The following is a 24,454-nucleotide window of genomic DNA, read 5'->3' on the forward strand; positions in this document are numbered from 1 at the left end:
GGCGCGCTGTGTTGGATACCATCGCCGACTTTCTCAACGCCTCGATCGGCCCCTACCTGCCGATGACGCTCACCACCCTCGCGTTGGCCGCCGCGCTCCTCTCATCAAGTCACATCCTGCTCTCCCGCCGCGAACCCGGCTCCACCATCGCCTGGATGGCCCTGGTGTGGCTGGCCCCTCTGCTTGGCTCGGCCGCCTACCTGATGCTGGGCGTCAACCGCATCCAGCGCCGCGCCGAATCGCTGCGTATGGAACACCACCAGCGCCGCCACGCCACCGAAGAGCTCACCTTAAGCGACGCCGAGCTCCGAGAGCGCCTTCATCACGACGTCGAACACCTCATCCCCCTGCGCGCCCTGGTCGATCGCGTGGTGCGCCGCCCTCTGGTCGCCGGCAACAAACTCCTCCCCCTCTTCGATGGCGACGACGCCTACCCGGCAATGCTCAAAGCCATCAATGAGGCGCGGGCTTCGGTTACCCTGGTCACCTACATCTTCGACAACGATGAGATCGGCCGCACCTTTGTTGACGCCCTGGAACGCGCTCATAAGCGTGGCGTTGAGGTCCGCGTGCTCATCGACGCCGCCGGGCTGCGCTACTCATTTCCCTCGATTCATCAACGCCTTAAACGCGCCCGCATCCCCTCGGCGCGCTTTCTCCCGTCGATCCTTCCGCCGCATATCATGACGGTGAACCTGCGCAACCACCGCAAGATCATGGTCGTCGACGGCACCCTCGGCTTTACCGGCGGGCTCAACATCCGCGACGCGCATCGCCTCGACACCCTCCCAAAATTTCCCGTCCACGATCTGCACTTTCAGATCGAAGGCCCCGTCGTCGCTCAACTTCAAGAGGTCTTCTCCGAAGACTGGGAGTTCACCACGGGGGAGCGACTGGAGGGGCCGGCGTTTTTCCCCGAGCTCAAGCCCGCGGGTGAGGTCGTCGCGCGGGGCATCTCCGATGGGCCCGACGAAGATCTCGATCGCCTGCGCTGGACCATCGTCGGGGCCATCGCCTCCGCCCGCCACCGCGTGCGCATCATGACCCCCTACTTTATCCCGGACGACTCCCTGATCACTGCCCTCAACCTGGCCGCGCTGCGCGGCGTGCAGGTCGACATCCTGCTCCCCTCGGTCAACAACCTCATCTACGTGCAGTGGGCCTCAATGGCCCACCTGCGCAGCCTCCTGGACTGGGGCTGCAACATCTACTTTAGCCCGCCGCCTTTTCATCACTCCAAACTCATGGTCGTCGACCGCACCTGGTTCACCCTGGGCTCGGCCAACATCGACCCGCGAAGCCTTCGCCTGAACTTTGAGTTCAACCTGGAATGTTGGGATCCCACCCTGGGCGGTCATCTGGATCAGCTATTCCAGGATCGCATCGAGGACTCCACACGATTAAGCCGCGAGGACTGGGAGACGCGCCCCCGCTGGCAACGCCTGCGCGACGGCGCCGCCGCGCTGCTCTCCCCCTACCTCTAAACCTCGAATCAGACCGGCTCAGGCTGCGTCCAGCGCTCGTAGATCTTGCGCGTCAGCGCCGAGATCGCCGCCTGGCCAAGCTCCCTTTCGGGCACCCAGCGCCAGCGATCCCCGGCGATGTGCACCGAAGCATCGATCTCGGCGGCGTAAATTCGGGTCTGCAGCCGGCGATGCGAGAAGACGTGGGTGATCTCGCCAACTTCCTCTCCGAGCTCCTCAATCCCCACGATCTGCGCGACCTCGTCGAGCCTGGGCCAGCGCTTGCCCTCGCGCTCCACCGTCGGAAACTCCAGCAGCCCGGCCAGGAGCCCTCCGGCCTCTCGCGGCCCCACAAGCACCTCTCGCTTGCCTGCGCGCTGACGGTAGACCACCACCGTCAGCGCCCGCATCGGCTTGACCGCGCTACGACGCGCCACTTCCGGGAGCGCCTCGGGCTCGCCGCTGGCAAACCCCGCACAGTACTCCCGCACCGGGCAGAGCAGACACGCTGGCGAGCGCGGCGTGCACACCCGGGCACCCAGCTCCATCAAGGCCTCGTTAAAATCGCCCGGCTTACGGGGGTCGACCAGCGCTTCAGCGAGCGCCCAGAAGGTCTTCTGATTGGCGCTGCTTCGCGGATCGCCGCTGATGGCAAATAGGCGAGAAAACACGCGAATCACATTGCCGTCGACGATAGGCGCCGCGATCCCATATGCGATCGACGCGATCGCCCCGGCCGTATACGGCCCGATCCCCGGGAGCTCGCGCAAGCCTTCCAGCGTCGAGGGCAGCTCCCCGCCATGCTCGTCGACGATCACCTTCGCCGCCCGGTGCAGGAAACGCGCACGGCGGTAATACCCCAGCCCCGACCACTGCTCGAGCACCTCCTCCTCGCGGGCCGCCGCCAGCGACGCCACGTCGGGAAACCTCGCCATCCACCGCTGAAAATAGTCGATGACCGTGACCACCTGGGTCTGCTGCAACATGATCTCGGAGACCCAGGTCGCATAGGGATCGCCCACCCCGCGCCAGGGCAGATCTCGCCGCTCCCGCCAGAACCAGCGCAAGAGCGCCTGCTGAAACGCCCCCTTTCGCGCCTCCCAACCGCTGGTCGCGAGCACCTCGCTCACGCCGGCTCCGGCGCCACACACTGGTTGGTCGACGCCTCGAAGACCTCATCGTCGGCGCAGCCCTCACATCCCGACTCGCAGCGGGCCAGCGGACAGCCGCGCTGATCCTCAAAGATCTCCAGACCGCAGCCCTCGCGGCACTGCGGCTCCTGAACTGCCGGACAGCTCATGCAGAGCTCTCGCGCCTCATCAAAATACTCCCCCTGACGGCAATCCTCGGGCCGATCGGTCGCCTCGGCACCACAGCCGACCATCACGAGCATCACCGCCGCCAGCATCCACTTCTTCACGCTCACCTCTGCACCTTGACCATCACAGGTGGCAACGCCACCGAGACCTCTGTCCTAACAGCGTCATCTTGCCCTGAAAAGCCCCCGACGCAGGGCCCGGGGTCGATTGCGCACCCCTTGCCGCTTTGTTACGGTATGTTCAACGTTCACCCCCGAAAACCTGCGGGCTTCATCCTCTCCCGCCCCCCCGGGTTGTGTGCGACGCGAACACCTCTCACCTCGAAGCCGTGAACCTCGACTCTTCGCACTCATCGGTTCAAGCATGTCAGCAGGCGCCCGCATCGGGACGGTCATTGAAAACAAATACCGCCTCGACGAGCAGATCGGTCACGGCGGCATGGGAGCCGTCTACCGCGGCACCCAGCTGATGGTCGACCGCCCGGTCGCCGTCAAACTGCTGCACCCGAACTTCGCGCATCAAAAGAATGTTCAGGCCCGCTTTGAGGTGGAGGCCCGCGCCATCGGCCGGCTGAACCACCCCAACTGCATCACGCTCTACGACTTCGGTTACTCGGCCGACCTCAACGCGTTTTACACCGTGGTGGAGTACATCGACGGCACCCCCCTCGACGAGCTCGTCAACCAGCGCATGCCCCTGCGCACGGTGGTGACGATCCTGCGTCAGATCGCCTCGGCCCTCGATCACGCCCATCACCACGGCATCCTGCACCGCGATCTCAAGCCCGAAAACATCATGCTCGCCAGGCAAACCGATGGCAGCGAGGCGGTCAAAGTCCTGGACTTCGGCATCGCCCAGATCATGACCGGTGAGAGCGAGGATGACGACGACTTTGAAGCCGATCGTCTCACCCGCGCCGGCGAACTCTTCGGCACGCCGCCTTATATGAGTCCGGAGCAGGCGCAGTCTTCGCGCACGCTCACCCCGGCCACCGACCTCTACTCGATGGGCATCATCGCCTACGAGCTTATTGAGAACCGCCTGCCCTTCTTTGCGGACACCCCGCTCGACATCTTGATGATGCACATCCAGCAGGCTCCGCCACCGATGCGCCGTGCCGGCATCCCCGACGCACTACGCTCGGCGGTGATGAGCCTGCTGGCCAAAGATCCGGCCGCGCGCCCCCCCAACGGCAAAGCCGTCATCGACCAGCTCACCACCATCCCGGCCGAGGCGCTCGACGCACCGCTGGCCGCCGCGCCTGCCGTAGAGGGCGCGGCGCGCGCGATCGACCCCACCCTGCTCAACCTGGACACCGGAGAGTCGCCGGCCCTGGACGCGTCCGACATCTCGCTGGACATCCCGCTGGACCTCCCCCCGACACGACCTCCCTCGACTCCGCAGTCCCCGGGACTTCCCCCTCGCAGCGACGAGGCCCCCACCATCCCCACCATGATGGGACCGCCAGACGACAAGCCGTGGCGCTCCCCTTCAGTCGATCGCATCGCCGAGTCCAACTCGCGCCGCGGCCTGGTGATGATGCTTGGCACCCTCTTCATCCTGATGTTCGCCGCGCTGCTCTGGTGGGTCTCGTCCCAGAGCGCCGGGGAGCCCGATGAAGCGTTGGCCGCCCCCTCCGAGGACCTCGCCAACACCGGGGCCGCCCTGGAAGCGCCGGACGAAACGACAGGGCTGGCCGTTGAAGAACCCGCCCCGCGCGAGGTTAGCGTGGAGCCCGTCGATGGTCTGGAGCAACCCACCGAGGAGCTCGCCCCCGCCCCCGGACTTGATGATTACCCTCCGCCACCGCCGCCCACCCGACCGGCCACCCAGCGGCGCCAGGCGGCCTCGAAACCCGCGCGCACGCGCCCCTCTCGCAGCGCCGACGAGGCTGAGAAGTCCGGCGATGACGCGCCCGTGCGCCTCTACGACGACCCGACCGATGATGACGCCCCGCGCCGCCCGGCGCGCCTGGGCCTCTGAGGAGTTCTCTTGTCTGTACGCCGACCTCTGATCGCCCTGGCGGCCCTGACGCTGCTCACCTTATGCAGCGCCCAGGCCCTGGCGCAGGATGAAGAGTCCCCGGAGTATCAGCGCATGCTCCAACTCAGCGACGAGGCCACCACCGCCGTGCTCGACGGCAACTTCGAGACCGGCGCGATCACCTTTCGCGCCGCCTACCGGGCCTTCCCCGACCCGGTGCTCCTCAAAAACGAGATGATCGCCTGGTACCGCGCCGGCGACTGCCACAGCGCCCTTCCCCCGGCACGCAGCTTCCTGCAGAGCGAGAAAGCGCTCCCCGAAGACATCGCCGACGTCCGCACCGTCGAGCGCGACTGCCACCTGCAGCTCGGCGAGGAAGCGCTACAGGCCGAGGACCTGGCCCTGGCCGGCTACCACCTCGACCGACTCGACACATTGGAGCTGCCCGCGGAGTCTGAACAGCGCCTGGCCGCGCTGCGCACGCAGTACGACGCCCAGATCCCGCCGCCCCCCGCCCCCCTCAACTGCCCTGATGATGCTGGCTGGAACGCTCCCCCTCCCCGTGCACTCGCGCTGCTCGGCGGCGGCACCGCCGGCGCCCTCACCGGACTGGGCCTGCATATTGTCGCGCTGCAACGCCAGGATGAGCTTGATACGCTCTCCAACTCCACCGACCCCAATGACGCCCGACGCTTGCGCCAGCGCCGCGACGCCTGGGACGGCTACCAGCGCACCACACGCTGGCTCGTGCCCACCCTCTACACCTTGAGCGCCGCAGCCATTGGCGCGGGAATCTACCTCACCCTCACCGAAAGCCCCGACTCGGACCCGGCTGAGACGCGCGCGCTGCGTCTCTCTCCGGCCCTCTCCCCCGGCTTTGGAGGCGCGCAGCTCTCCGGGACCTTCTAATAGCAAGCAAGCGCGCCCCCCGCTTGCCAGGAACGTGGCAGGTGAGCTTTGCATGACGCAGCAACCTCTAGTATCGCTCTCGAATACTCTGCCCTTTCAGGGGGCTCGACAGTGCCAACGCCCGGATGCTTGCCGCCATGATCCCTCCCCTTAATCGCGCCGCCACCTGTGCCCTCTCCCTGGCGTTTTTCGCCATGTTCGCCACCATGACGAGCGCGTGCATCTTTGCGGTCGACACCTCCTCGGTCGACTTCGATGCCGACACGCAGAACGATGGAGGCGATGCCGGAGATGTCGGCGAAGACGCCACGACCTGCTCGCCACCGAGTGAGCAGGCCCTCTGCGAGCAGTACGAGCTGGAGTGTGGCGAGTACGAGGTTCTGGATGACTGCGGCCAAACGCGCTCCATCGCCTGCGGCACGTGCCTGCTCAATGACACCTGCATCAGCGGCGTGTGCATCTGCCAGCCCGAGAGCCGCGAAGAGTTCTGCGCACGCAACAGCGCGCAGTGTGGCATCACCGAAGGCGTCGACCGCTGTGATAACGAGCGCCGTGTCTTCTGCGGAGAGTGCGGCGCCAACGAGGTCTGCCCCCCGGCGTCCGAGCCCGAGCAGGCCCAGCTCTGTCAGGCCGAAGAGGTCTGCTCACCGGCATGCGACGCTGGCGAGTCCTGCATCGACGAGCAATGCGTCTGCACCTCCCCCTCCGACGAGGAGCTCTGCGCCGAACACATCGCCGAACAGCCCGACGCGCAGGCCTGCGGCGAGCTCACCATGACCGACCGCTGCGGCGTCGAGCGCAGCGTCGATTGTGGCGGCTGCGCCGACGAGGCCCAGTCCTGCTCCACCGCCAACCTCTGCTGTGTGCCCCAGAGCGACGAGGAGCTCTGCGCGCAAAACCAGCGCGAGTGCGGCACCCTTGATATCACCGACAGCTGCGGCGAACGTCGGGTCATCTCCTGCGGCGGCTGCGGCACCCAGTGCTGCAACTCCGGCGTCTGCGAGCCGCGCGCCCTCGGAATCTTCTGCTAACGTCTTAACCCTCTCGCGATGAGCGACCTGCCATGAACGCTGAAACCATCGACACGACCTTTCTCATCGTCGGCGCCGGCATGACCGGGCTGGCCTTTGCCAACTTTCTGGAGAGCGACGACGTGCTCATCGTCGAGCGCGACCCGGAGATCGGCGGCTGGTGCAAGACCGTGCGCCAGGATGGCTTTGTCTGGGACTACTCCGGCCACTTCTTCCACTTCAAGCACCCCGACATTGAGGCTTACCTGCGTGAGCGCATGGATCCGGATGAGGTCATCACCGTCGAGAAGAACTCTCTGATCCACATCGCTGGCCACAAGGTGGACTTCCCCTTCCAGAAGAACATCCACCAGCTCCCAAAAGAGATGTTCATCGACGCGCTCTACGACCTCTTCTTTCGCGACGAAGCAAGCGCCGAGGCCGACACCACCTCCTTTAAAGGGATGCTCTACGAGAAGTTCGGAAAGTCGATCTCCGAGCTCTTTTTGATCCCCTACAACGAAAAACTCTACGCCTGCGACCTCGAAGAGCTCGATCGCGACGCCATGGGGCGCTTCTTCCCCCACGCCGACCTCAAGAGCATCGTGCGCAACATGCGCCGTCCCGATAACGCCTCGTACAACGCCACCTTCACCTACCCCATCAACGGTGCCATCCGTTATGTGGAGGCGCTGGCCAGCGACATCCCACACCAGGCCATGCGCCTGGGCGACGGGGTCAAAAGCATCGACCTCAACCAGAAGGTGGCCACGCTGCAGAGCGGCACACAGGTGCGCTACCAGCATCTGATCTCGTCGGCTCCTTTTGACCGCCTGCTGCAGATCAGCGGACTACCTCACCAGCCCGAGGACTTCAGCTCCAACAAGGTGCTCGTCTTCAACCTGGGCTTTGATAAAAAAGGCCCGGAGGGCGTCCACTGGATCTACTACCCGGAGCGCGACCTGGCCTTCTACCGGGTGGGCTTCTACGACAACATCATGAACACCGACCGCATGAGCCTCTACGTCGAGATCGGCCTGAGCTCCGACGCCGAGGTCGATGTCGAGGCCTCGCTGACCCGCGTGCTCGCCGACCTGAAACGAGCCGGCGTCATCGACGGTCATGAGCTCGTCTCACACCACAGCGTGGTGCTCGACCCGGCCTACGTGCACATCACCTCACGCTCCCGCGCGAGCTTCGAGGAGCTCTCGTCCATCTTGAAGCAGGCCGGGGTCTACTCGGTGGGACGCTACGGCGGATGGACGTACTGCTCGATCGAAGACAACATCGTGGAAGCCCGCGCGCTGGCTCAGCGCTTCAACACGCTGGCCCAGGCCTGAGCGCACAGACCTTCCTCTCAAGCGCATAAAAAAACCGACCTCGCAATGAGGTCGGTTTTTTGTGTCGTATGCGTGGGTGCGTGGTCCGCGTTAGCGGGACTCTCCGGGCTGCTCGAGCAGCCAGCGGGTCTGCTCCACATCCTGCTCCAGCTCCCAGGCGGACTCGTCGGCCTGCGGGAACCCCGTGGGATCGTGCGCCGTGGCGCGGTTGGTGCTCAGAAAGCTGAACATCACGAAGATCCCGAAGAGCACGAGCACCACCGCCACCATGTGGCTGGGGCGCAGGGTCTCAAAGTAGCGCTGCACATCGAAGCTCACCGGGGAGGCCGCAACGGCAGCTCCCGAGGCCACAGCCGGCGTGGTCTGACGCGCGGCCTGGGCGATGGCCCGGGGCTCCGGCGTGGCACGGCGCTCCTCGGGGATCGTCAGGGACTGACGTTTGCGCCCGGAGAAGCGCTCATAGACCTGAATGACCTGCTCGCCATCCAGCCCCAGCTCTCGCGAATAGTTGCGAAGATGGCCCCGAAGAAACACCTCGGCGACGTACTCCTCAAAGCGATCGTTCTCCAGATGTTCCAGCATCTGCCGCGGGATCCGGGTCATGGTGGCCACATCACTAAGCCCCAACCCTTTCTCCTCGCGCGCTTCGCGAAGCATCATTCCGGGCGATTTCATACGACGTCCTTACGCGTTACGACTCGACAACCTGCGTATTCTTCTGAGCTCGGCCGCGACCGGCGGCATCTCGCCATCTGTCGCGCTTTGAGCTGTGCTGCGTTGATACATCATTCCTCAGGGATTGCAACCCGTATTGGATAAGGTTTTAACCAGTTTAGCCTGCCCTCTGGCCATACCCCAGCGGAAGTTTTCCACACCTGCAATTCAACGCGCTAAACACTTAAAGAGATACTTCAATAGTGCATCGCACCGGGCAGGCCGTCAACAAATCCTAACGTAAAGTCATGTTACACAAGGAGCCTGGCACCCCTGCCCCCTTCTTGACACCCCTGCGCCTCACTGATAGCAATGCAGGGTGCCTCAAAGCTGTATTTTTTGCGTTCAAATATCCGCCCAAAATTTTCGGGTGTGCGTTCGCCCTCACCGCTTATGTTGTCCGGTCGAGGCCCCGGCCCTCTCAAGCGACGCCAGCCCTGGTCGGATCGAGGAGTAACCTATGTTGGTGCGTGTACTGAATCGACTGACCGCAAGCCCCCTGATCGCCACCCTGGCGGCCGCCGCGCTCTTTATGCCGGCCTCGGCCTACGCCGGTGAGTTCACCGACCTGATGGACGCCGCCGACAACTTCGATGACCGGGACCCGGCGACGCACGACCCCTTCGATTTCAACCTCGAGCCGACCTTCCGTTTCGACTACGGGACCGCGCGCATCAGCCGCGAGGCGGCCTGCGTGCCCACCGGCGGCTCCAGCAGCACGGTCGACGAGAACCCGCGCCTGGTCCGTGACTCCGGCCGCTGCAGCGAAGCGACGGTGGTCAACAACAAAGAGATGCTCTACCGCCAGACGCGCAGCACGCTCGACATCACCCTGCGCGCCGGCCTCTATAAAGATCTCGAGTTCCGCGCCACCCTCCCGTACGTCTTCGAGTCGAGCCGCGCGCTCAAGTATGCCGATGACGATCCCTCTGGACGTCGCATCGTCGACGCGGCGAACTCCTCGGTGGACCCCAGCGATGATCGCATCCGTCGCCACGCCGAGACGGTGTTTCAGCCCGGCGAGAGCGCGTCGGAGTTTGCGGCGGGCCTGGACGACTTTCAGCTTTATCGTTTCTTTGATCTGAGCAACCAGTACAGCACCGCCCGGTCGCGAAGTGGCCTGGCCGACCCGACCATCGGATTGCACTGGGCTCCCTGGAACGACCACCGCGACCCGACCAAAGCGACGCTTGCCCTGGGCATGGACTACACCATGCCGGTGGCCGAGGTGGAGCGCTTTGATAACAGCGCGGTCGGCCGCGGGCTGCACGTGCTCTCCTGGTCGGTGAACTCCTCGAAGAAGTTCGACTGGATCGAGCCCTACTTCGGCCTGAAGTACAACCTGCCCCTGGCGAGCACCAACTCGCTCTACGGGCGCACCGACCCCAACGCCGAGAGTCAGGGCCAGGTGCTGCTTAACCCGCCGATGAGCGGCATGTTCACCGTGGGCACGGAGTTTATCCCCTACGAAGACGCCGAGACCGGCGCGCGATACGGCATCGACCTGCGCTTTAGCTTTGGCTACACCAGCGAGGGTCGCGACTACACCGCGCTCTTCGACCACATGACCAGCGACGGCAACGAATGTAACAACCGCACCATCGACTCGGTCCGCCCGGAGTTCGATGGCGACGGCAACCTGCTTAACCCCGACGACGTGGCCTGTGCCTGGGTGGTGCGGCAGCCCTCCAACGCGCGCCCGCTTCCGGTCTACGACGTGCGTGAGGCGATTGAGAGCGGCGACTCCTCCGAGTTCGCCTTCCGCGACATCGCCACCGTCGGCAGCTACGGGACCTTCGCCGGGCAGCTGGGCCTGAACCTGCAGCCCTCGCGCTACTTCCAGTTTAAGGCGGTTGGCGGCATCACCCACCACCAGTCGCACCTGATCACCAACGCGCGCACCGGCCGCAACTCCGCCCAGAGCGGCGACAACACCGTCGCGCTCACCGGCCCCGACGCGCGCTACGAGCGCAACCCGGCCTACAACCCCAGCTACGACAACTCCGGGGCGCGCTTCCGCATCGAGAACTACAACATCTGGCACTTCGCCGTGACCGCCGCGCTGCAGTTCTAATCACCACGCCAGACGACGCGCACAAAAAAGCCCCCGGTCGACGCCGGGGGCTTTTCTAGTCAGGGCTTCACGTTGTGAAGGCAGAGGTGCAGCCAGCTCAGGCCCCGCGCTGGCCCTCCACCACCGCGATGCGCGCGTAGATCGCCGAGCGGGGAAGATCGCTGACCTTTGCCAGCACTTCTTTGATGCTGCGCGCGCTCAACCCCTCATCGAGCAACGCCCCGATAAGACGGTCGGCCTCGGCCTCCTCGGCGCTCACTTCGGAGGCCTGCCCTGGAGCGACCACCAGCACCAGCTCACCGCGCAGCTCTTCCTGCTGCGAGGCCACCTGCGCACGCACCTCGGCCACCGTGCCCCAGAAGTACTCCTCAAAACGTTTGGTCAGCTCCCGGCCCACACAGATCTCACGATCCGGGCCACAGACGGCCTCCAGATCGCTCAGGGTCTCTTCCAGCCGTCGGGGAGACTCGTAGTAGATCACCGTGACTCCGAGGCCCTCCAGGGCTCTGTGGCGTGCCTGACGAGCCGCGGATTTGGGGGGCAAAAACCCCTCAAAATAGAAGCGGTCGCTGGCAAGCCCCGAAGCGCTCAGCGCCACGGTGGCGGCTACCGGGCCGGGGAGCGCCATGACCTCCACGCCGGCCTGACGGGCCGCGCGCACCAGCCGGTAGCCCGGATCCGAGATGGTGGGGGTGCCGGCGTCGCTGATCAGCACGACCTGGCGGCCGGCCTCAAGCTCCTTGACCAGACGCTCGGCCTGGGACTGGGCGGTGTGATCGTCGTAGCGCCACAACTTCGGCCTGCCCTCAACACGCGCCACCCCGAGACGTTCCAGGAGTTTGCCGGCGTTGCGGGTGTCTTCGCACGCAATGATGTCGGCCTGGGCCAGCGCCTCGCGCTGGCGCGGGCTGACGTCATCGAGATTTCCAATCGGGGTCGGGCAGACCAGGAGCATGGCATCGTCTCCGCGTTCATGTCTGTTCGTCGAACTCTGCACGGTCGCCGGCAGGGACGTCGCTATCATTGCATAAAAAAGGCGGCCGCCACTTGATGTGACAGCCGCCCTCTTCACTGGCAAAGGATGACCTCGGCGGTCAAGCCCCCGGCGTTATTTACCGATGGCCAGCCCCAGCTCCTCGCGCAGCTGGAAGTACTCCTCACTGATGGAGAAGAGCACCAGCTCGCGGATCTTCTCTTTGACGCTGGCTTTGCCCATCGGCACCAGGTCGCTCTTGATGCAGCCCGCCGCGGTGTGAAGGTCACCACAGATGAGCAGCCCCATGCGGATCGCGGTGTGCTCCACCGCCAGCACCCACTCCGAGAGGTTGGGGTTTTGGCCCTTGCTCAGGAACTGCTTCATCGCCTTCTGCGCCTGCATCAGCATCGGGCCCGGAAGCGCCATGAGCTCTTCCTTGATCGGCGCGCCCTGTTCGCCGAGCGTCGCGCCGATGCCTAAGCTCGGGTCGGTGATGTCCATCAGCGCCATGAAGAGCAGCTTCAAGAACTCGGTGGGCTGACCGATCGAGCCAACGTAGTGGCGCGGCATCACCCAGGTGAGCGACTTGGCGATGATGAACGCCAGCTCGCGGTCGCCGCTCTTCTGGCGCACATCGCCACCGATGATCACCGCCGCCGGGTCGACGTTGGCGTTGCGCATGCCCATGGCCTGGTCACCCTTGAGGTAGACCCGGGGCGCAGGCAGGAGTTGCATCGTCTGAGCCACGTAGCGGTACACGTTGTTAAAGGGCGTCTGCTCTTCGAGGTCGACCAGGTCGCGCTTCTTATGCACGCCCCAGTCCTTGATCGAGGCCAGGGAGTACATCGGGCGAAGGCCCTGGCCGAGCACCGTCATGATGTACGTGATCAGCACATCCTGACGGGGGTGGTAGAGGCGCTTGTACATCTCTTCATTGAAGGTCCCACGCGCCGGCTGCATATGGGCGCCCAGGTACTTGCGGTAGAAGGTCTCCTCCTGCTCCGAGGCGCTCTGCAGGAAGCTGAGCGCGCCGGCCATGCACCAGGCTTTGTCGTACTGCTTGGTCTGGATGTAGCTCTTGAAGAGCACGCGGTAGCTCTCAACCCGGAACTGATCGAGCTCAATGAGAGCACGATGCTGCTCGATGGCGCCCTCCGGATCGCTGCCGGTCTTCTCGTAGAGCTCGGCCAAAATCAGGCGCAACTTCTCGTCGGAGGGGTTCAAGCCCACGGCGATCTTATACGCCTCAATGGCCGTCTCCATGTCGCCCAGGCGCGTGCGGTAGATCTCGCCGAGGTTCTGCCAGAGCAGGGTCTTGACGCTCTCCATCTGCCCGTCGTCGTGCTCGCTGACGCGGTGAAGCATGCGGCGGTAGGCGCGCGAGAGCTCCTTCCACTCCTTCTGCTTGGTGAGGATGCGGTCGATGGCCTCAAAGGCCTTGAGCATCTTCACGTCCACATCAAGCGTCTCATCAAAGAGCGCGACAGCCTGCATCGGGTCGTCGATCTCATCGCGGTAGATCACCGCCGCGGTGTAGTAGTACTTGGCGATGCGGCCCGGATCCTGCTCCTGCTCGATGATGCGCTTGAGGATATCGACGGCCTCATGCCACTGGCGCGTCTTGGTGTAGAGGTCGAGCAGCTTGCGCAGGATGACCACGCTCTTGGGCTCCAGCGCCAGGGCCTGCTCGTAAGCATCGACCGCCGCCGGGGGCTGGTTGAGTTTGGTCGCCAGCAGGTCGCCCATTTTGGAGAGGTGGGCAAAACGCGCCGTCGGGTCACTCTCAGCGTCGAGCAGCCAGCGGGTGTAGTGGACCACATCCTCCCACTTGCTCTGAGCCTCGGAGACCTCCACCAGGTTAACCAGCGTGGGCCGGTGCTGCGGGCTGAGCTCAAGCGTCTTCTCGAAGTACTGGCTGGCCTTGCGCATCTCGCCAAGGGTTTTGCGCACCGAGCCCAGGCGGAAGTAGATCTCGGCCAGCTCCGGGGTCTCGAGCTTGTCGGCGTGATGCAGCTGCAGCGCCTGAAGCACCTTGGAAGCCTGCTCCCACTCCTCGCGAGCGTAGAGCAGCTGACCGAGGCCTTTGAGCGTCTCCATATCGTTCGGATCGAGCTCATAGGCGTTACGGTAGGCCACCAGGGCGCGTTCGGGCTGCGCGAGCTGGTCGTAGGCCTGGGCGAGCTGGAGCTGACGCCGGTGAAGCTCACTGGCGGGCGCCGAGCCCTGGCTGAAGACGCCGATGACCATCTCAAGGAGCGGGATGGCGCGCTCAAAACGGCGCTCGCGCACATACACGTCGATCAGAGGTTCAGCGGCCTCGGTGATGCGCGGTTCAAGCTCCAGGGCCGACTCGTAATAGCGCAGCGCGCTGACCTCGTCGCCGACCTGCTCTTCGTAAACCTTACCGATCTCGCACTGCAGCGCGGCCTTCGCGCTCAAGTCGCGGGTGGCCTCTTCGGCCGCCTTGAGCACGCGGATCAGGCTCTGCCACTCCTGCTGAATCGCCAGCAGGTTGCGCACCGCGTCGAGCACGCCCGGGTGGGTCGGCTCCAGGCGCAGCGCCGAGAGGTAGGCATCCTCGGCGTTGGCGTGGTCGTGAAGCTGGCTCTCCATCAACTGACCGGCGCGGAAGTACACATCCACGCGCTCAGCCGGATCTTCGAGCTGGTCGGCCAGGCGATTGTAGGCCTCGACCGCGCTCTCCCAGTTGCTGGTGGACTCATGCAGTTGCGCGAGCTCCGACCACAGCTGCGGGTTGATGGGCTCGAGCCCCAGCGCGGCATTAAACGCCTCGATCGCGGAATGCGGATCACGCACCTGGTCGCGCTGCACGCGCCCAAGCTCGGTGTAGAGCGCGACCTTCTCCTCGCCACGCTGCGAGAGCTCGATGTGGCGTTGCAGCACATCGACCAGCTCAAACCAGCGCTCCAGCGCGTGGTAGAGGCGCTCGAGGTTCTCAATGGCGGTGACGTTCTCCACGTCGACCATCAAGATGTTGTTGTAGCTCTCAACGGCGCGCTCCATATCGCCGAACTGCCCTTCGAACACGCCGGCCATCTTGCCGTAAATCGCCACCTGGGCGTCGGGCTCGTGGGTCAGCGCCAGGCGCTGTTCGAGCACATCGACCAGCTCATCCCACTGCCCGCTCTGGGTATAAAGCCGCTCCAGCGCTTCGAGCGTGGGGGCGTGGGTCTGATCGACGGTGAGCACGTCGCGGTAGGCCATGATGGCCTGACCGATGTCGCCGAGCTGAACTTCCCAGAGCTCGGCGGCGCGGCTCTTAATGGCCACGATCGCGTCGGGGTCGTAGGTGGCGCCGGCTTTCTGCTCCAGCACCGCCACGAGCTCTTCCCAGCGCTCAAAGGTCTCAAAGACGCGCTCCAGGCTCTCCATCGCCAGGATGTCAGTCGGGTCAATGACCAGGATCTCGCGGTAGGCTTCCACCGCCTGATCCACCTCACCGAGCTGCATCTCGCTGAGTTCACCGAGCTTGCGCCACAGCTCCACGCGCGAGTCCGGCTCGCTGACCAGATCGACCTGGGTGCGCAGCACCTGGGCGAGCTCCGGCCAGGCCGCGAGGCGACGGTAGAGCCCCTCGAGCATCTCCAGGATCTCGACGCTGTCGGGGTTGATCGCCAGCGCGCGCTGCAGGTGGTAGACGGCCTCATCGGGCTGGTTGAGCTCGGTGGCGCGCCACTGACCCACAAGGCGATGAAGCTCGGCCGCCTCGGGCGAGTCGTCGATGGCACGGAGCACGTCACCAAAGCGGCTGACGGCTTCTTCCCAGAGCCCGGTCTGACGGGCGAGTCGCTCAATGTCGGCGATCAGCGCCTCATCGCTCATCGTCTCCGGCCCGAACGCCGAGAGCAGCACAACCAGCGCGTTCTCCGGCTGCATCAGGTTCTCTTCGAAGATGCGCGCGGCGTTTCGCAGGTTCTCCACGCGCTCGAAGATGTCGTCGCCGACCATCTCAGCGCGGTCCAGGTAGACGCCGGCGAGCTGCTCAAAGCCCTCGGCGGTGCCCTGCTCCACAAAGATGGCTTCCAGCGCGCGGCTGGCCGACATCCGCATCGGATCGATCTCGAGCACGGCGCGGTGGAACTGCACGGCCTGGTCGCGATCGAGGAGCTTCGTCTCCCAGATCTCGGCGACGCGGGTAAGCAGCTCGATCTGCTGCTCGGCGTCCTGCATCCGGTCGGCCTTCAGCTCGAGCACCTGGGCGGCTTCCTCCCAGCGGCTCTCCTGGAGGTAGAGACCTTCGAGCTCATCGAGGGCCTGCTCGTGGCCGGGGTCAAGCCCGAGCACGTTCTTCCAGGCGTCGATGGCCGCCTCCGGGTTCATGAGCATGTCGCCCTGCACCCGGCCGAGCTCCACCCACAGGTCGAGCTTGCGCTCGTGGGCGACCTGCTCGTGAGCGATCAGACGCTCCACCATGTCGGCCTGCTGCTGGTAGTCGGCCTGACGGGTGGCGATGTCACGCAGCGCCTCAAGCGCCGGCAGGTGACGGGCATCGAGCCCGAGCACCGCCGTCCAGGCATCCTGGGCCTGAATCTCATCGTTGAGGTACTCGCCGTAAATCGTACCGAGCGACTCGTAGAGGTTGAGCTGCTCGTCGGGATCCTGGCTCAGCTCCACCTCACGGCGCAGCACGCCGACCAGGTCATCCCAGCGCTCACCGTCGAGGTAGAGGCGGCGAAGTTCGCCCAGCGCCATGCGATCATCGGGGCGAAGCTCACTGGCGCGCTCCCACAGATCGACGGCGTCATCGGTGCGGCCAAGCATATCTTCGGCGATACGCGCCATCCGCGCCTGATAGTCGGCCTGCTCGTCCGGATCGTGGGTGAGCTGCGAGCGACGCTCCAGCACATCGAAGAGCGGCTCCCAGGACTGCAGCGCAGTGTGAATCTGCTCCAGGTTGGCCAGCGCCTGCTCGTGATCGGGTTGAATGCTCAGGATGCGCTCATAGGTGGACACAGCCTGATCGTAGTCGGTGAGCTGCTCGGCGAAGACCTGCGCCAGACGGAAGTTCAGCTCGACGACCTCCAGCTCGTCGTAGGTGCCCTCGACACGACGCTCCAGCACCCCGGCCAGATCCGCCCAGCGTGCCTGCGCCAGGTAGATTCGGTCGAGCGCAGCCAGCGCCTCGGCGTGGGTCGGGTCGAGCTCAAGCACCTTGAGGTAGGCCATCTCCGCGTCTTCGAACTGCTCCAGGCGAGCGTCGAGGATCGTCGCCACACGCAGCCAGAGATCGAGGGCGGCGTCGTCGGTGATCTGCGGGCTCTCCAGCGCGTCGGCGTAGAACGACGCCGCCGCGCCCCAGTCCAGCGTCTGCTCGGCCAGGCGATCGAGCTCGGCGATGGCCATCTCGTCGTCCGGGCGCTCCACCAGCGCCGCGCCGTAGGCCTGCATCGCGCGACCGAAGTCCTGCAGCGGGTCGAGGAAGATGCGCGCCACCTGCGTGAGCAGCTCGTAGCGCTCGATCGGGTCGTCGAGCATCTCCAGGCGCTGAAGGTAGATCTCGACCAACTTCTCGTGCTGGCCTTTCTCCAGGTAATAGGGCTCCAGGATGTCGCTGATGCGCTGGACCTGACGCCCTTCCATGAACATCTGCTCCAGGTTGTCGATGGCCTGGGCGTTGTCGGGCTCCTCCAGGAGAACTTCCTGGTAGGTGGAGATGGCGTTCTCCGCGTCGTCGAGCGCGGCCTGGTAAAGCAGCCCCAGGCGCAGTCGAAGCTCCATCGCCTCGGCGGGCTCTTCGCTGCTGAAGATGCGGGTGCGCAGGATCTCGGCCAGGTTCGCCCACTCCCCTTCGCGCTGGTAGAGGCGGTCGAGCGCGAGGATCGCGTCGGTCTGCTCAGGCTCAATCTCCAGCACGCGGGTAAAGCGCGTGATGGCCTGTTGGGGCTGGTCAAGCTCCTCTTCGAAGATGCGCGCGACGCGCAGGTGCAGCGCGGTGGCGACCTCAAAATCGGTCACCGAGACCAGACGCTGGTCGATCTGCTCGATGAACACATCCCAGGCGCCCAGCTCGCCGGCGAGCCGCTCCAGGGTGTCGACGATCTCCACGCGGCCGGCGTCGACGTTGAGAGCTTCGACATACGTCGTGAACGCCTCAGCCTTATCGCCCATGCGCTCTTCGACGATCGGACCGACCTCTTTGTAGAGCTCGATGCGACGATCGGGATCTTCGGTGGCGTCGATCAGCAGGCGGTAGACCCAGACCAGCTTCTCCCACTGGCCGGCGTCCTGATAGAGGGGCTGCAGCACCTGGGCTGCCTCCACGCTCTGCTCATTGCGCTCGACCAGCCCCTCCAGCGCCTCGATCGAGGGCTGGTGCTGCGGGTTCTGCGAGAGCACATCCTGATAGACCTCGACGGCCCGAAGCGCATCGCCCAGCTGAACCTCCCATAGGCGGCCGGAGCGGTACTTCAGCGTCTCGATCTCCTCAGCGTAGGGCGAGAGCTGGAGCTGTTGCTCAAGCGTCTCCAGAAGCTCGTGCCATTGCTCCGTGGCCTCAAAGAGCTCATCGAGTTTCTCCAGGGCGTTCTTCTCGCTGGCGTCCAGGTCGAGCACCCGACGGTAGGTGTCGATGGCGTCGTCGGGCTGCTGCAGGTGCTCCTGGTAGATGGCGCCCATCACGTAGAGCAGATCCTTGCGTGCGGCATCGTCGTCGGCCAGGTCCAGCTTGCGCTGGTAGATCTCGAGCAGGTCGTGCCAGCGCTCCATCTCGGTGTAGAGCACCTCGAGGCGGTCAATGGCGTGACGGTCGGCCTCATCAATGGCCAGGGCGCGGTGGTAAACCTCCACGGCCTCGTCCGGCCCGGAGAGGATGTCTTCAAAGAGCGTGCCGGCCTGGTGAAGCAGATCTTTGCGCTCATCGAGATCTTCGACGAGCTCGGACTTGGTCACCAGGATCTGCACCAGCTCCGACCACTCCTGGGTGTGGCGGTAGATGGTCTCCAGCTCCTCGACCGTCTCCAGATCGGCCGGGAAGAGCTCCAGCACCGCGTGCAGATGCACCGTGGCGCGGTCGAGCTCCGCGAGCGGCTCGATGTAGATGGCCGCGGCGCGGCGCATCATGTCGCGCTTCACGTCCGGATCGGTCTGGTACTCCGCCTCCTGCTCAAACACCTGCACGAGCTCTTCAAAGCTCTGGGTGGCCTCACCGATGCGGTAGAGGTTGTCCAGGGTTGCCTCGTTGGCCACATCGTCGCGCAGCGCACGAGCGTAGGTCACAAAGGCCGAGGCGATATCCTGCAGCTCGCCCTCATGCAGCGCGGCGATGCGGTGGAGGAGCGCGACGCGCTCGTCGGGGTCCTGGCTGACCTCAACCTGCACCTCCAGCGCGGCGACCTGGCGCGCGGCGTCGCCGCGCGCGATGTAGATCGGCTCCAGGATCTTCGAGATGCGAGCGCGCGGCGCGCCCTCCTGCATCATCAAGACTTCCATCGCCGCGTTGGCCGCCATGTTGTCGGCGTCAGCGTCCAGTACCTCTTCGTAGAGATCGACCGCTCGCGAGGCGTCGCCAAGCTGCGCTTCCACCAGCGCGGCCAGGCGATTCTTAATGGGAAGCTGCGCCTCCTCGTCGACCAGCTCCAACTCCGCTTCGAGGTTGGTGGCGAGCTCGTTCCACATCGCCTCGGCCTCATAGATGCGGTCGAGCTCGGCGTAGGCACGCAGATTCTCCGGAGCGTCGTCGAGGATCTCCAGGTAGATCGCGATCGCCTGGTGGGCGTCCTCCAGGAGGTTCTCCCAGACCTGGGCTTTGCGGAACTTCAGGGCCTCGGCCTCGGCGGCTTCTTCGGCCTGCTCGATCTTGCGGTCGAAGACCTCCAGCAAGTCGCGCCATGCCTCGGTGGTGATGAAGAGCTCTTCGAGATCATCGAGCGCACGGGCGGAGCCGGCGTCGATGAGCAGGACCTCTTCAAGGTTGCGGCGCGCGTCGTCATAAGCCTCGCGACGCTCGGCGTTCACCGTGGCGAGCACAAAGAAGTAGTCGACGCGCAGCGCGTCGTCTTCGATCTCGGGGAGCACCGCCTCGCAGGCAACCACCAGCTCATCCCACAGCTCAAGCTCGTGCGCGATGCGATAGAGCTGCTCGCGGGCCGAGGCGTCGGCGGGGTCACTCGCGATCACGCGGGCGTAGCGCTCAAAGGCACGCGCGCCTTCGCCAAGCTCATTGAGCAGGACATCGCCGGCGCGGCGCTCAAGCTCGCGCGCCGCTTCCGGCTCATCGGCAGCTTCGGCCTGGATGCTCAACGAGCTCACCAGATCTTCCCAGCGGCCGTGTACCTCGTAGACCGGCTCCAGGATCGTGGCGACACCGGCTTTGAAGAGCTCATCGTCGAGCAGGCGCTCCAGGGCCTGGCAGGCCTCGGCGTGATCGGGGCGCCACAGCACAACTTTGGCCAGCGCAGCGACGGCCTCTTCGACTTCACCGAGGTGGTCCATGCAGACCAGACCCAGCTCGAAGCGCAACGCGCTCAAGAACTCGACGTCCTCTTCGGTGTAATAGGCCGGCGCGCCCAGGTCGATGGTGTCGAGATCTTCGATGCCTTCAATCGCCTCTTCCTGCGCGGCCTCAACGGCCTCGGCCGCCGAGTCTTCATCGCCGGACTCCGCCGCGATCTCCTGAGCGACCGAATCGTCGCTCAGGTCAGCGAGCACATCCTCGACGTCATCGCCCCCGGCAAAACCCTCGCCGAACATGGAGCGCTCCTGCGGAGCGCCCTCACCGATCAACGCCTCGATGTCGACCAGGTTTGTCGCGTAGCGACGGCTCTTAAGCCGCGCGCGACGCTCCACAAGATCGATCTCTTTGCGGATCACATCGGCCAGGTCGGCGTACTCGTCTTCCTGGGCGTAGAGGCGGTGCAGCTCGGCCAGCGAGGTGAAGTTATGCGGATCGAGCTCCAGCGCCTCGTTATGGCGCGCGATGGCCGTGACCACATCGGAGGCTTCCACCTCGGCGATGCGCGCCATGCCCTGGAGGATCTGCACCCGGGCGTCGCGGTCGTCTTCCAGCTCCAGGCGGTGGCGGTAGACCTGCATCAGGTCGTCCCAGCGGGCGCTGGCAAAATAGATGCGCTCCATCGCTTCGAGCGCGCGCAGGTTATCCTCCTCCACATCGAGCACGGCCTGGAACTGCTCCAGCGCCGCGTCGAGATCGCCCAGCTCTTCCGAGAGCACGCGGCCCAGAAGCGCACGCACCTCAAGGGTCTGCGCCTCGTCGAGGTCGGCGTCAAGCGCCTGGCGGTAATGCTCCACAAGCGTCGACCACTCGCCGGCCTCGCCAGCGGTCGCCTCCAACTCGGCGACCACATCGAGCTCGGAGGGGACCTCCAGATAGGCCTGACTGAAGCGGGAGAACGCCCCCTCAACATCGTCCAGGCTATCGCGGTGCAGGCGCGCCAGCTGAAGCTGAAGGGCCTTGCGCTCGGAGGGCTCCTCGCGGTGCGAGAGCACGATCTCCAGCGCGGACTTCAACTTCCCGGCGTCTCCGGCCTCTTCGTAGATCGGAGCGAGCTGGGCGGCCGCCGCTTCATTCTCGGCGTCGAGCTGCAGCACGCGCTCAAGCTCGCGCTCGGCCCGGTTGGTGTCGTCGAGCTCTTCGCGCCAGATGCGCGCCGAGCGCAGCAGAAGCTCGATCTTGACGTCGTCTTCCTTGATCGTGCCGCTGAGCGTACCGAGAATGCGCACGAGATCGGAGTAAGCGTCGGACTCCGCGTAGAACGCTTCGAGCTCATCCCACTGACGGTTGTCGATGTAGAGACGCTCCAGGGCCTTGCGCGCCTTGAGATCCTCGGGATCGAGCGCGAGCGCGCCCTTCCAGGCCTCGGTGGCGCGCTGGCTGTCTTCCAGGCGGTCGGCGTAGAGCATGCCGAGCTTCTGGTAGAGCTTCATCGACTCGGCGGCGTCTTCGCTCTGCGCAACTTTCTGCTCGAGAATTTCAGCGAGCGCCTCATAATCGCGGTTCTTCTCGTAGAGCGTCTCCAGCGCGTCGAGGGCGTCGGCGTCCGCCGGCGCAAACGCGCGCACCTCCAGCCAGAGTTCGGTGGCGACCTCCGGCTTGCGCAGCTTGTCGGTGGCCAGGCGCGCCACCTCTTTCAACCCTTCGGCGCGCGCCTCATCGGAGTCGAAGGTCTCGATCTCGCGTTTGGAGACGTCGATCAGGCTCTCCCAGTCGCGACGCTTCTCGTACATCTCCTTGAGGAAGGTGATGGCGTCGCTGTTGTAGGGCTCGATCTCCAGGACCTGCTCGTAGGCTTTGATCGCCTCGGCCTGGTTGCGGAACTTCTCAATGAAGAGGGTGGCGATCTGGCTGTAGATCGCAACCTTTTGCTCGGCCGTCGGTACGATCTCGGCCTTGGTCTGCAGCATGTTGATCAGATCCGACGACATGTTCATGTCGCCGTAGAGATCGATCAGTTGATCGATGGCATCGAGGTCTTCGGGAGCGAGACCGAGGATCTCTTTGTAGATGTTGATCGCCATGCGATCCTGGTTCATCTCCTCGCGGTAGACGCGGATCACCTCGTAGAGCAGGTCGACCTTGTCTTCGACGCGATCCTCTTCAAGCGCTTCGACCTCCTGCTTGACGAGGTCGACGTACATCGGCCACTTGGCGGCGCGCTTGTACAGGATCTTCAGGCGGCTCTTGACCTGCTCGGCGTCGACCTGTCGCTCCAGGCGGCGCAGCGCGTCGATCTCTTTGTCGGGCTCGTTGAGCGCAGCGGCCAGATCGGCCATGCGCAGGTACACCTTGAGCGCGCGTTCTTCGGCGTCGAGATCGGCGTGGCGCTGCTCCAGGCTGCGCTGGAACTTGCGCCAGTTGGCCTGGGCTTCTTCAAGATCGGAGAGCGCGTCGAGGACCGCCTCATCGTTGACATCTTCGGCGATGGTGCGGGCCATCTCCACGTCGCTGAGCTCGTAGAGGGCGATGCGCGCGCGCAGCGCGCCGCCGCCTTCCACCTCGGAGGACTCCACAGCGTCGAGCGCGCCTTGCCAGAAGGCGTTGTCGGCGTAGAGGTAGCTGATCCGCTTGTAATATTCGAGCCCCTGACCCGTGGCGAGCGCGCGCTCAAAGAGCGCGACACCCTCATCGGCGTCGGTGGTGTGCCGCGCCTGCAAGCGCGCCGCGCGCACCAGAAGACGCAGGCCTTCTTCGCCGCCGGCGGCTTCCGCACGCTCGACCATCGAGGCAAAACGATCGCGCCAGTCACGCGAAGCGGCGGGCGCTTCGTCGGCGACAACCTCAACCTCGTCCGCCGCATCGAGCTCTTCGAGCTCGTCAAGTTCTTCAACGTCCTCAGAAGCGTCGGCCGCGTCCAGTTCCGCGGCCTCGTCGTCTTCAGACGCTTCAAGCGCCTCGGCCTCGTCGAGTTCTTCGGCCTCATCAAGAGCTTCGAGTTCGTCGACTTCGTCGGCGACCTCCAGCGCCTGTTCGTCTTCATCGGAAGCGTCCAGCGCTTCCATCTCTTCGACGACTTCGTCAGCGTCATCGACGTCGCCGGCCGCTTCGATCTCTTCGCCTTCTTCGACGTCTGCAGATTCCAGCGCTTCGAGCTCTTCAACCTCATCGGCAGCTTCCAGCGCCTCGTCCTCGGCCTCCAGGACTTCGACCGGAAGATCCGGGAGGTTGTCGCCAACAGGCTCCGCTTCGACCTCTTCGAGCATCAGGGACTCGTCGAGCTCCATCGTCATCGGCGCGGCTTCGGCAGCCTCGACGGGAAGCTCAGGAAGCTCTTCGGAGACAGGTTCTGGCTCGATCTCTTCAAGCATCAAAGAGTCATCGAGCTCCATCGTCATCGGCGCGGCCTCTTCTTCGACCTCTTCGACCGCCGAGATCTCCTCGAGCGCGTCGATCTCCACGCCTTCGGGCTCAAAGCCCAGCGCGACCGCAGCCTGCAGAGCTTCGGTGTTGGTGGGGTCCTGCTCCCAGGCAAAGGCAAAGCACTGGCGCGCGCTGTCCGCGCTGTCCAAATAGTCGCGGTAGATCTCGCCGACCGTCAGCGAGAGCGCCGACTGACGCAGGGGATCGGCGGTCTGCTCGATCTCCTCGATCATCAGCGTGGCGAGCTTCTCCCAGGCGGCTTGCTTGCGGGCGAGCACCTGACGCGACCAGAGCGCGATGACGTTGTTCGGGTCCAGATCCAGGGCCCACTTGTAGGCGGTATCGGCCTGCTCCAGGTCGCCGACGAAGTCTTCCAGAATCGAGCCCATGCGCTGGTAGAGCCGGCTCTGGTAGCCGCCGTCGGTATCGTGTTCCAGCGCCTCGGCGAAGAAGGTCTGAAGCTGATCGGCGTCATCCTGCAACGCCAGCTGGAAGAGATACGCCTCCACGCTGACCAGGGTATCCTCCCCGACGGTCAGCGAGTGGCCGAGCAGCTCCACGCTGCGCTCCAGGTCGTTGAGGCGACCACCGGCCATGCGCGCGGCTTCGAGGTAGAGGCGAGCGGCGGCGTCACGCGAGGCAGATCCCTGCGCGCGCTGCTCGAAGATCGCCACCAGCTCGGCCAGCTCCTCGGTCGACCCGAAGGCCTCCTCCAGACGGCCCACAGGCGCGAGATCGTAGGGGTTAGCTTCCAGCTGGGCGACGTATTCCTGAACCTGGTTTTCGCGATTCATGTGCTCTTTGGTCGGCCTGGAGGGTAAGGAAGAGAGCGC

General features: G+C 64.9%; 11 protein-coding genes. 6 read left to right on the top strand and 5 right to left on the bottom strand.

The annotated features are described in order from the left end of the window. Nucleotides 1–8: 8 nt before the first annotated feature. Nucleotides 9–1,484: a cardiolipin synthase gene (gene cls, locus FRC96_RS13200; protein ID WP_230470225.1), complete on the top strand. Its 1,476-nt coding sequence runs from the start codon at nt 9–11 to the stop codon at nt 1,482–1,484. An 8-nt stretch (nt 1,485–1,492) separates the two neighbouring features. Here the strand turns inward: cls and mutY are convergent, their stop codons facing one another. Both mutY and FRC96_RS13210 read right to left on the bottom strand, forming a co-directional pair. Beyond that, a complete protein-coding gene (gene mutY, locus FRC96_RS13205; RefSeq protein WP_230470226.1) occupies nt 1,493–2,593 on the bottom strand; it encodes an A/G-specific adenine glycosylase in 1,101 nt (366 codons plus the stop codon). Further along, nucleotides 2,590–2,889, bottom strand: a complete 300-nt coding sequence (locus FRC96_RS13210; protein ID WP_146974954.1) for a hypothetical protein — start codon at nt 2,887–2,889, stop codon at nt 2,590–2,592. Before FRC96_RS13210 ends, mutY begins: the two co-directional genes overlap by 4 nt. 256 nt (nt 2,890–3,145) lie before the next feature. Between FRC96_RS13210 and FRC96_RS13215 the strand changes: the two genes are divergently transcribed. From FRC96_RS13215 to FRC96_RS13230, 4 genes are all read left to right on the top strand, one after another. Continuing rightward, nucleotides 3,146–4,765: a serine/threonine-protein kinase gene (locus tag FRC96_RS13215; RefSeq protein WP_146974956.1), complete on the top strand. Its 1,620-nt coding sequence runs from the start codon at nt 3,146–3,148 to the stop codon at nt 4,763–4,765. 9 nt (nt 4,766–4,774) lie between these two features. After that, nucleotides 4,775–5,674, top strand: coding sequence for a hypothetical protein (locus tag FRC96_RS13220; protein WP_146974957.1), 900 nt, complete (start codon nt 4,775–4,777; stop codon nt 5,672–5,674). A 137-nt stretch (nt 5,675–5,811) separates the two neighbouring features. Next, nucleotides 5,812–6,705 (top strand): hypothetical protein, encoded by an 894-nt coding sequence (locus tag FRC96_RS13225; protein WP_146974959.1) that lies wholly within the window; start codon nt 5,812–5,814, stop codon nt 6,703–6,705. Nucleotides 6,706–6,737: 32 nt separating this feature from the next. Then, complete coding sequence (locus tag FRC96_RS13230) at nt 6,738–8,024, top strand: protoporphyrinogen/coproporphyrinogen oxidase (RefSeq protein WP_146974961.1); 1,287 nt, start codon at nt 6,738–6,740, stop codon at nt 8,022–8,024. A 90-nt stretch (nt 8,025–8,114) separates the two neighbouring features. Here the strand turns inward: FRC96_RS13230 and FRC96_RS13235 are convergent, their stop codons facing one another. Further along, nucleotides 8,115–8,699, bottom strand: coding sequence for a helix-turn-helix domain-containing protein (locus FRC96_RS13235; RefSeq protein WP_146974963.1), 585 nt, complete (start codon nt 8,697–8,699; stop codon nt 8,115–8,117). Nucleotides 8,700–9,198: 499 nt separating this feature from the next. Between FRC96_RS13235 and FRC96_RS13240 the strand changes: the two genes are divergently transcribed. After that, nucleotides 9,199–10,812 carry a hypothetical protein gene (locus FRC96_RS13240; RefSeq protein ID WP_146974964.1) on the top strand — a complete coding sequence of 538 codons (1,614 nt, stop codon included), beginning with the start codon at nt 9,199–9,201 and terminating at the stop codon, nt 10,810–10,812. A 97-nt stretch (nt 10,813–10,909) separates the two neighbouring features. Here the strand turns inward: FRC96_RS13240 and rsmI are convergent, their stop codons facing one another. Both rsmI and FRC96_RS13250 read right to left on the bottom strand, forming a co-directional pair. Then, a complete protein-coding gene (rsmI, locus tag FRC96_RS13245; RefSeq protein WP_230470227.1) occupies nt 10,910–11,767 on the bottom strand; it encodes a 16S rRNA (cytidine(1402)-2'-O)-methyltransferase in 858 nt (285 codons plus the stop codon). Between the two features lie 153 nt (nt 11,768–11,920). Next, complete coding sequence (locus FRC96_RS13250) at nt 11,921–24,415, bottom strand: tetratricopeptide repeat protein (RefSeq protein ID WP_146974968.1); 12,495 nt, start codon at nt 24,413–24,415, stop codon at nt 11,921–11,923. Nucleotides 24,416–24,454: the final 39 nt, after the last annotated feature.

Source organism: Lujinxingia vulgaris (genome assembly GCF_007997005.1).
In the GTDB taxonomy this organism is placed as follows: Bacteria; Myxococcota_A; Bradymonadia; order Bradymonadales; family Bradymonadaceae; genus Lujinxingia.

What these genes read in the sequence shown, in the direction of transcription:
- rsmI (WP_230470227.1), bottom strand. Translation starts at nt 11,767, where the DNA reads ATGCTCCTGGTCTGCCCGACCCCGATTGGAAATCTCGATGACGTCAGC.
- FRC96_RS13235 (WP_146974963.1), bottom strand. Translation starts at nt 8,699, where the DNA reads ATGAAATCGCCCGGAATGATGCTTCGCGAAGCGCGCGAGGAGAAAGGG.
- FRC96_RS13250 (WP_146974968.1), bottom strand. Translation starts at nt 24,415, where the DNA reads ATGAATCGCGAAAACCAGGTTCAGGAATACGTCGCCCAGCTGGAAGCT.
- FRC96_RS13230 (WP_146974961.1), top strand. Translation starts at nt 6,738, where the DNA reads ATGAACGCTGAAACCATCGACACGACCTTTCTCATCGTCGGCGCCGGC.
- FRC96_RS13240 (WP_146974964.1), top strand. Translation starts at nt 9,199, where the DNA reads ATGTTGGTGCGTGTACTGAATCGACTGACCGCAAGCCCCCTGATCGCC.
- FRC96_RS13225 (WP_146974959.1), top strand. Translation starts at nt 5,812, where the DNA reads ATGATCCCTCCCCTTAATCGCGCCGCCACCTGTGCCCTCTCCCTGGCG.
- FRC96_RS13215 (WP_146974956.1), top strand. Translation starts at nt 3,146, where the DNA reads ATGTCAGCAGGCGCCCGCATCGGGACGGTCATTGAAAACAAATACCGC.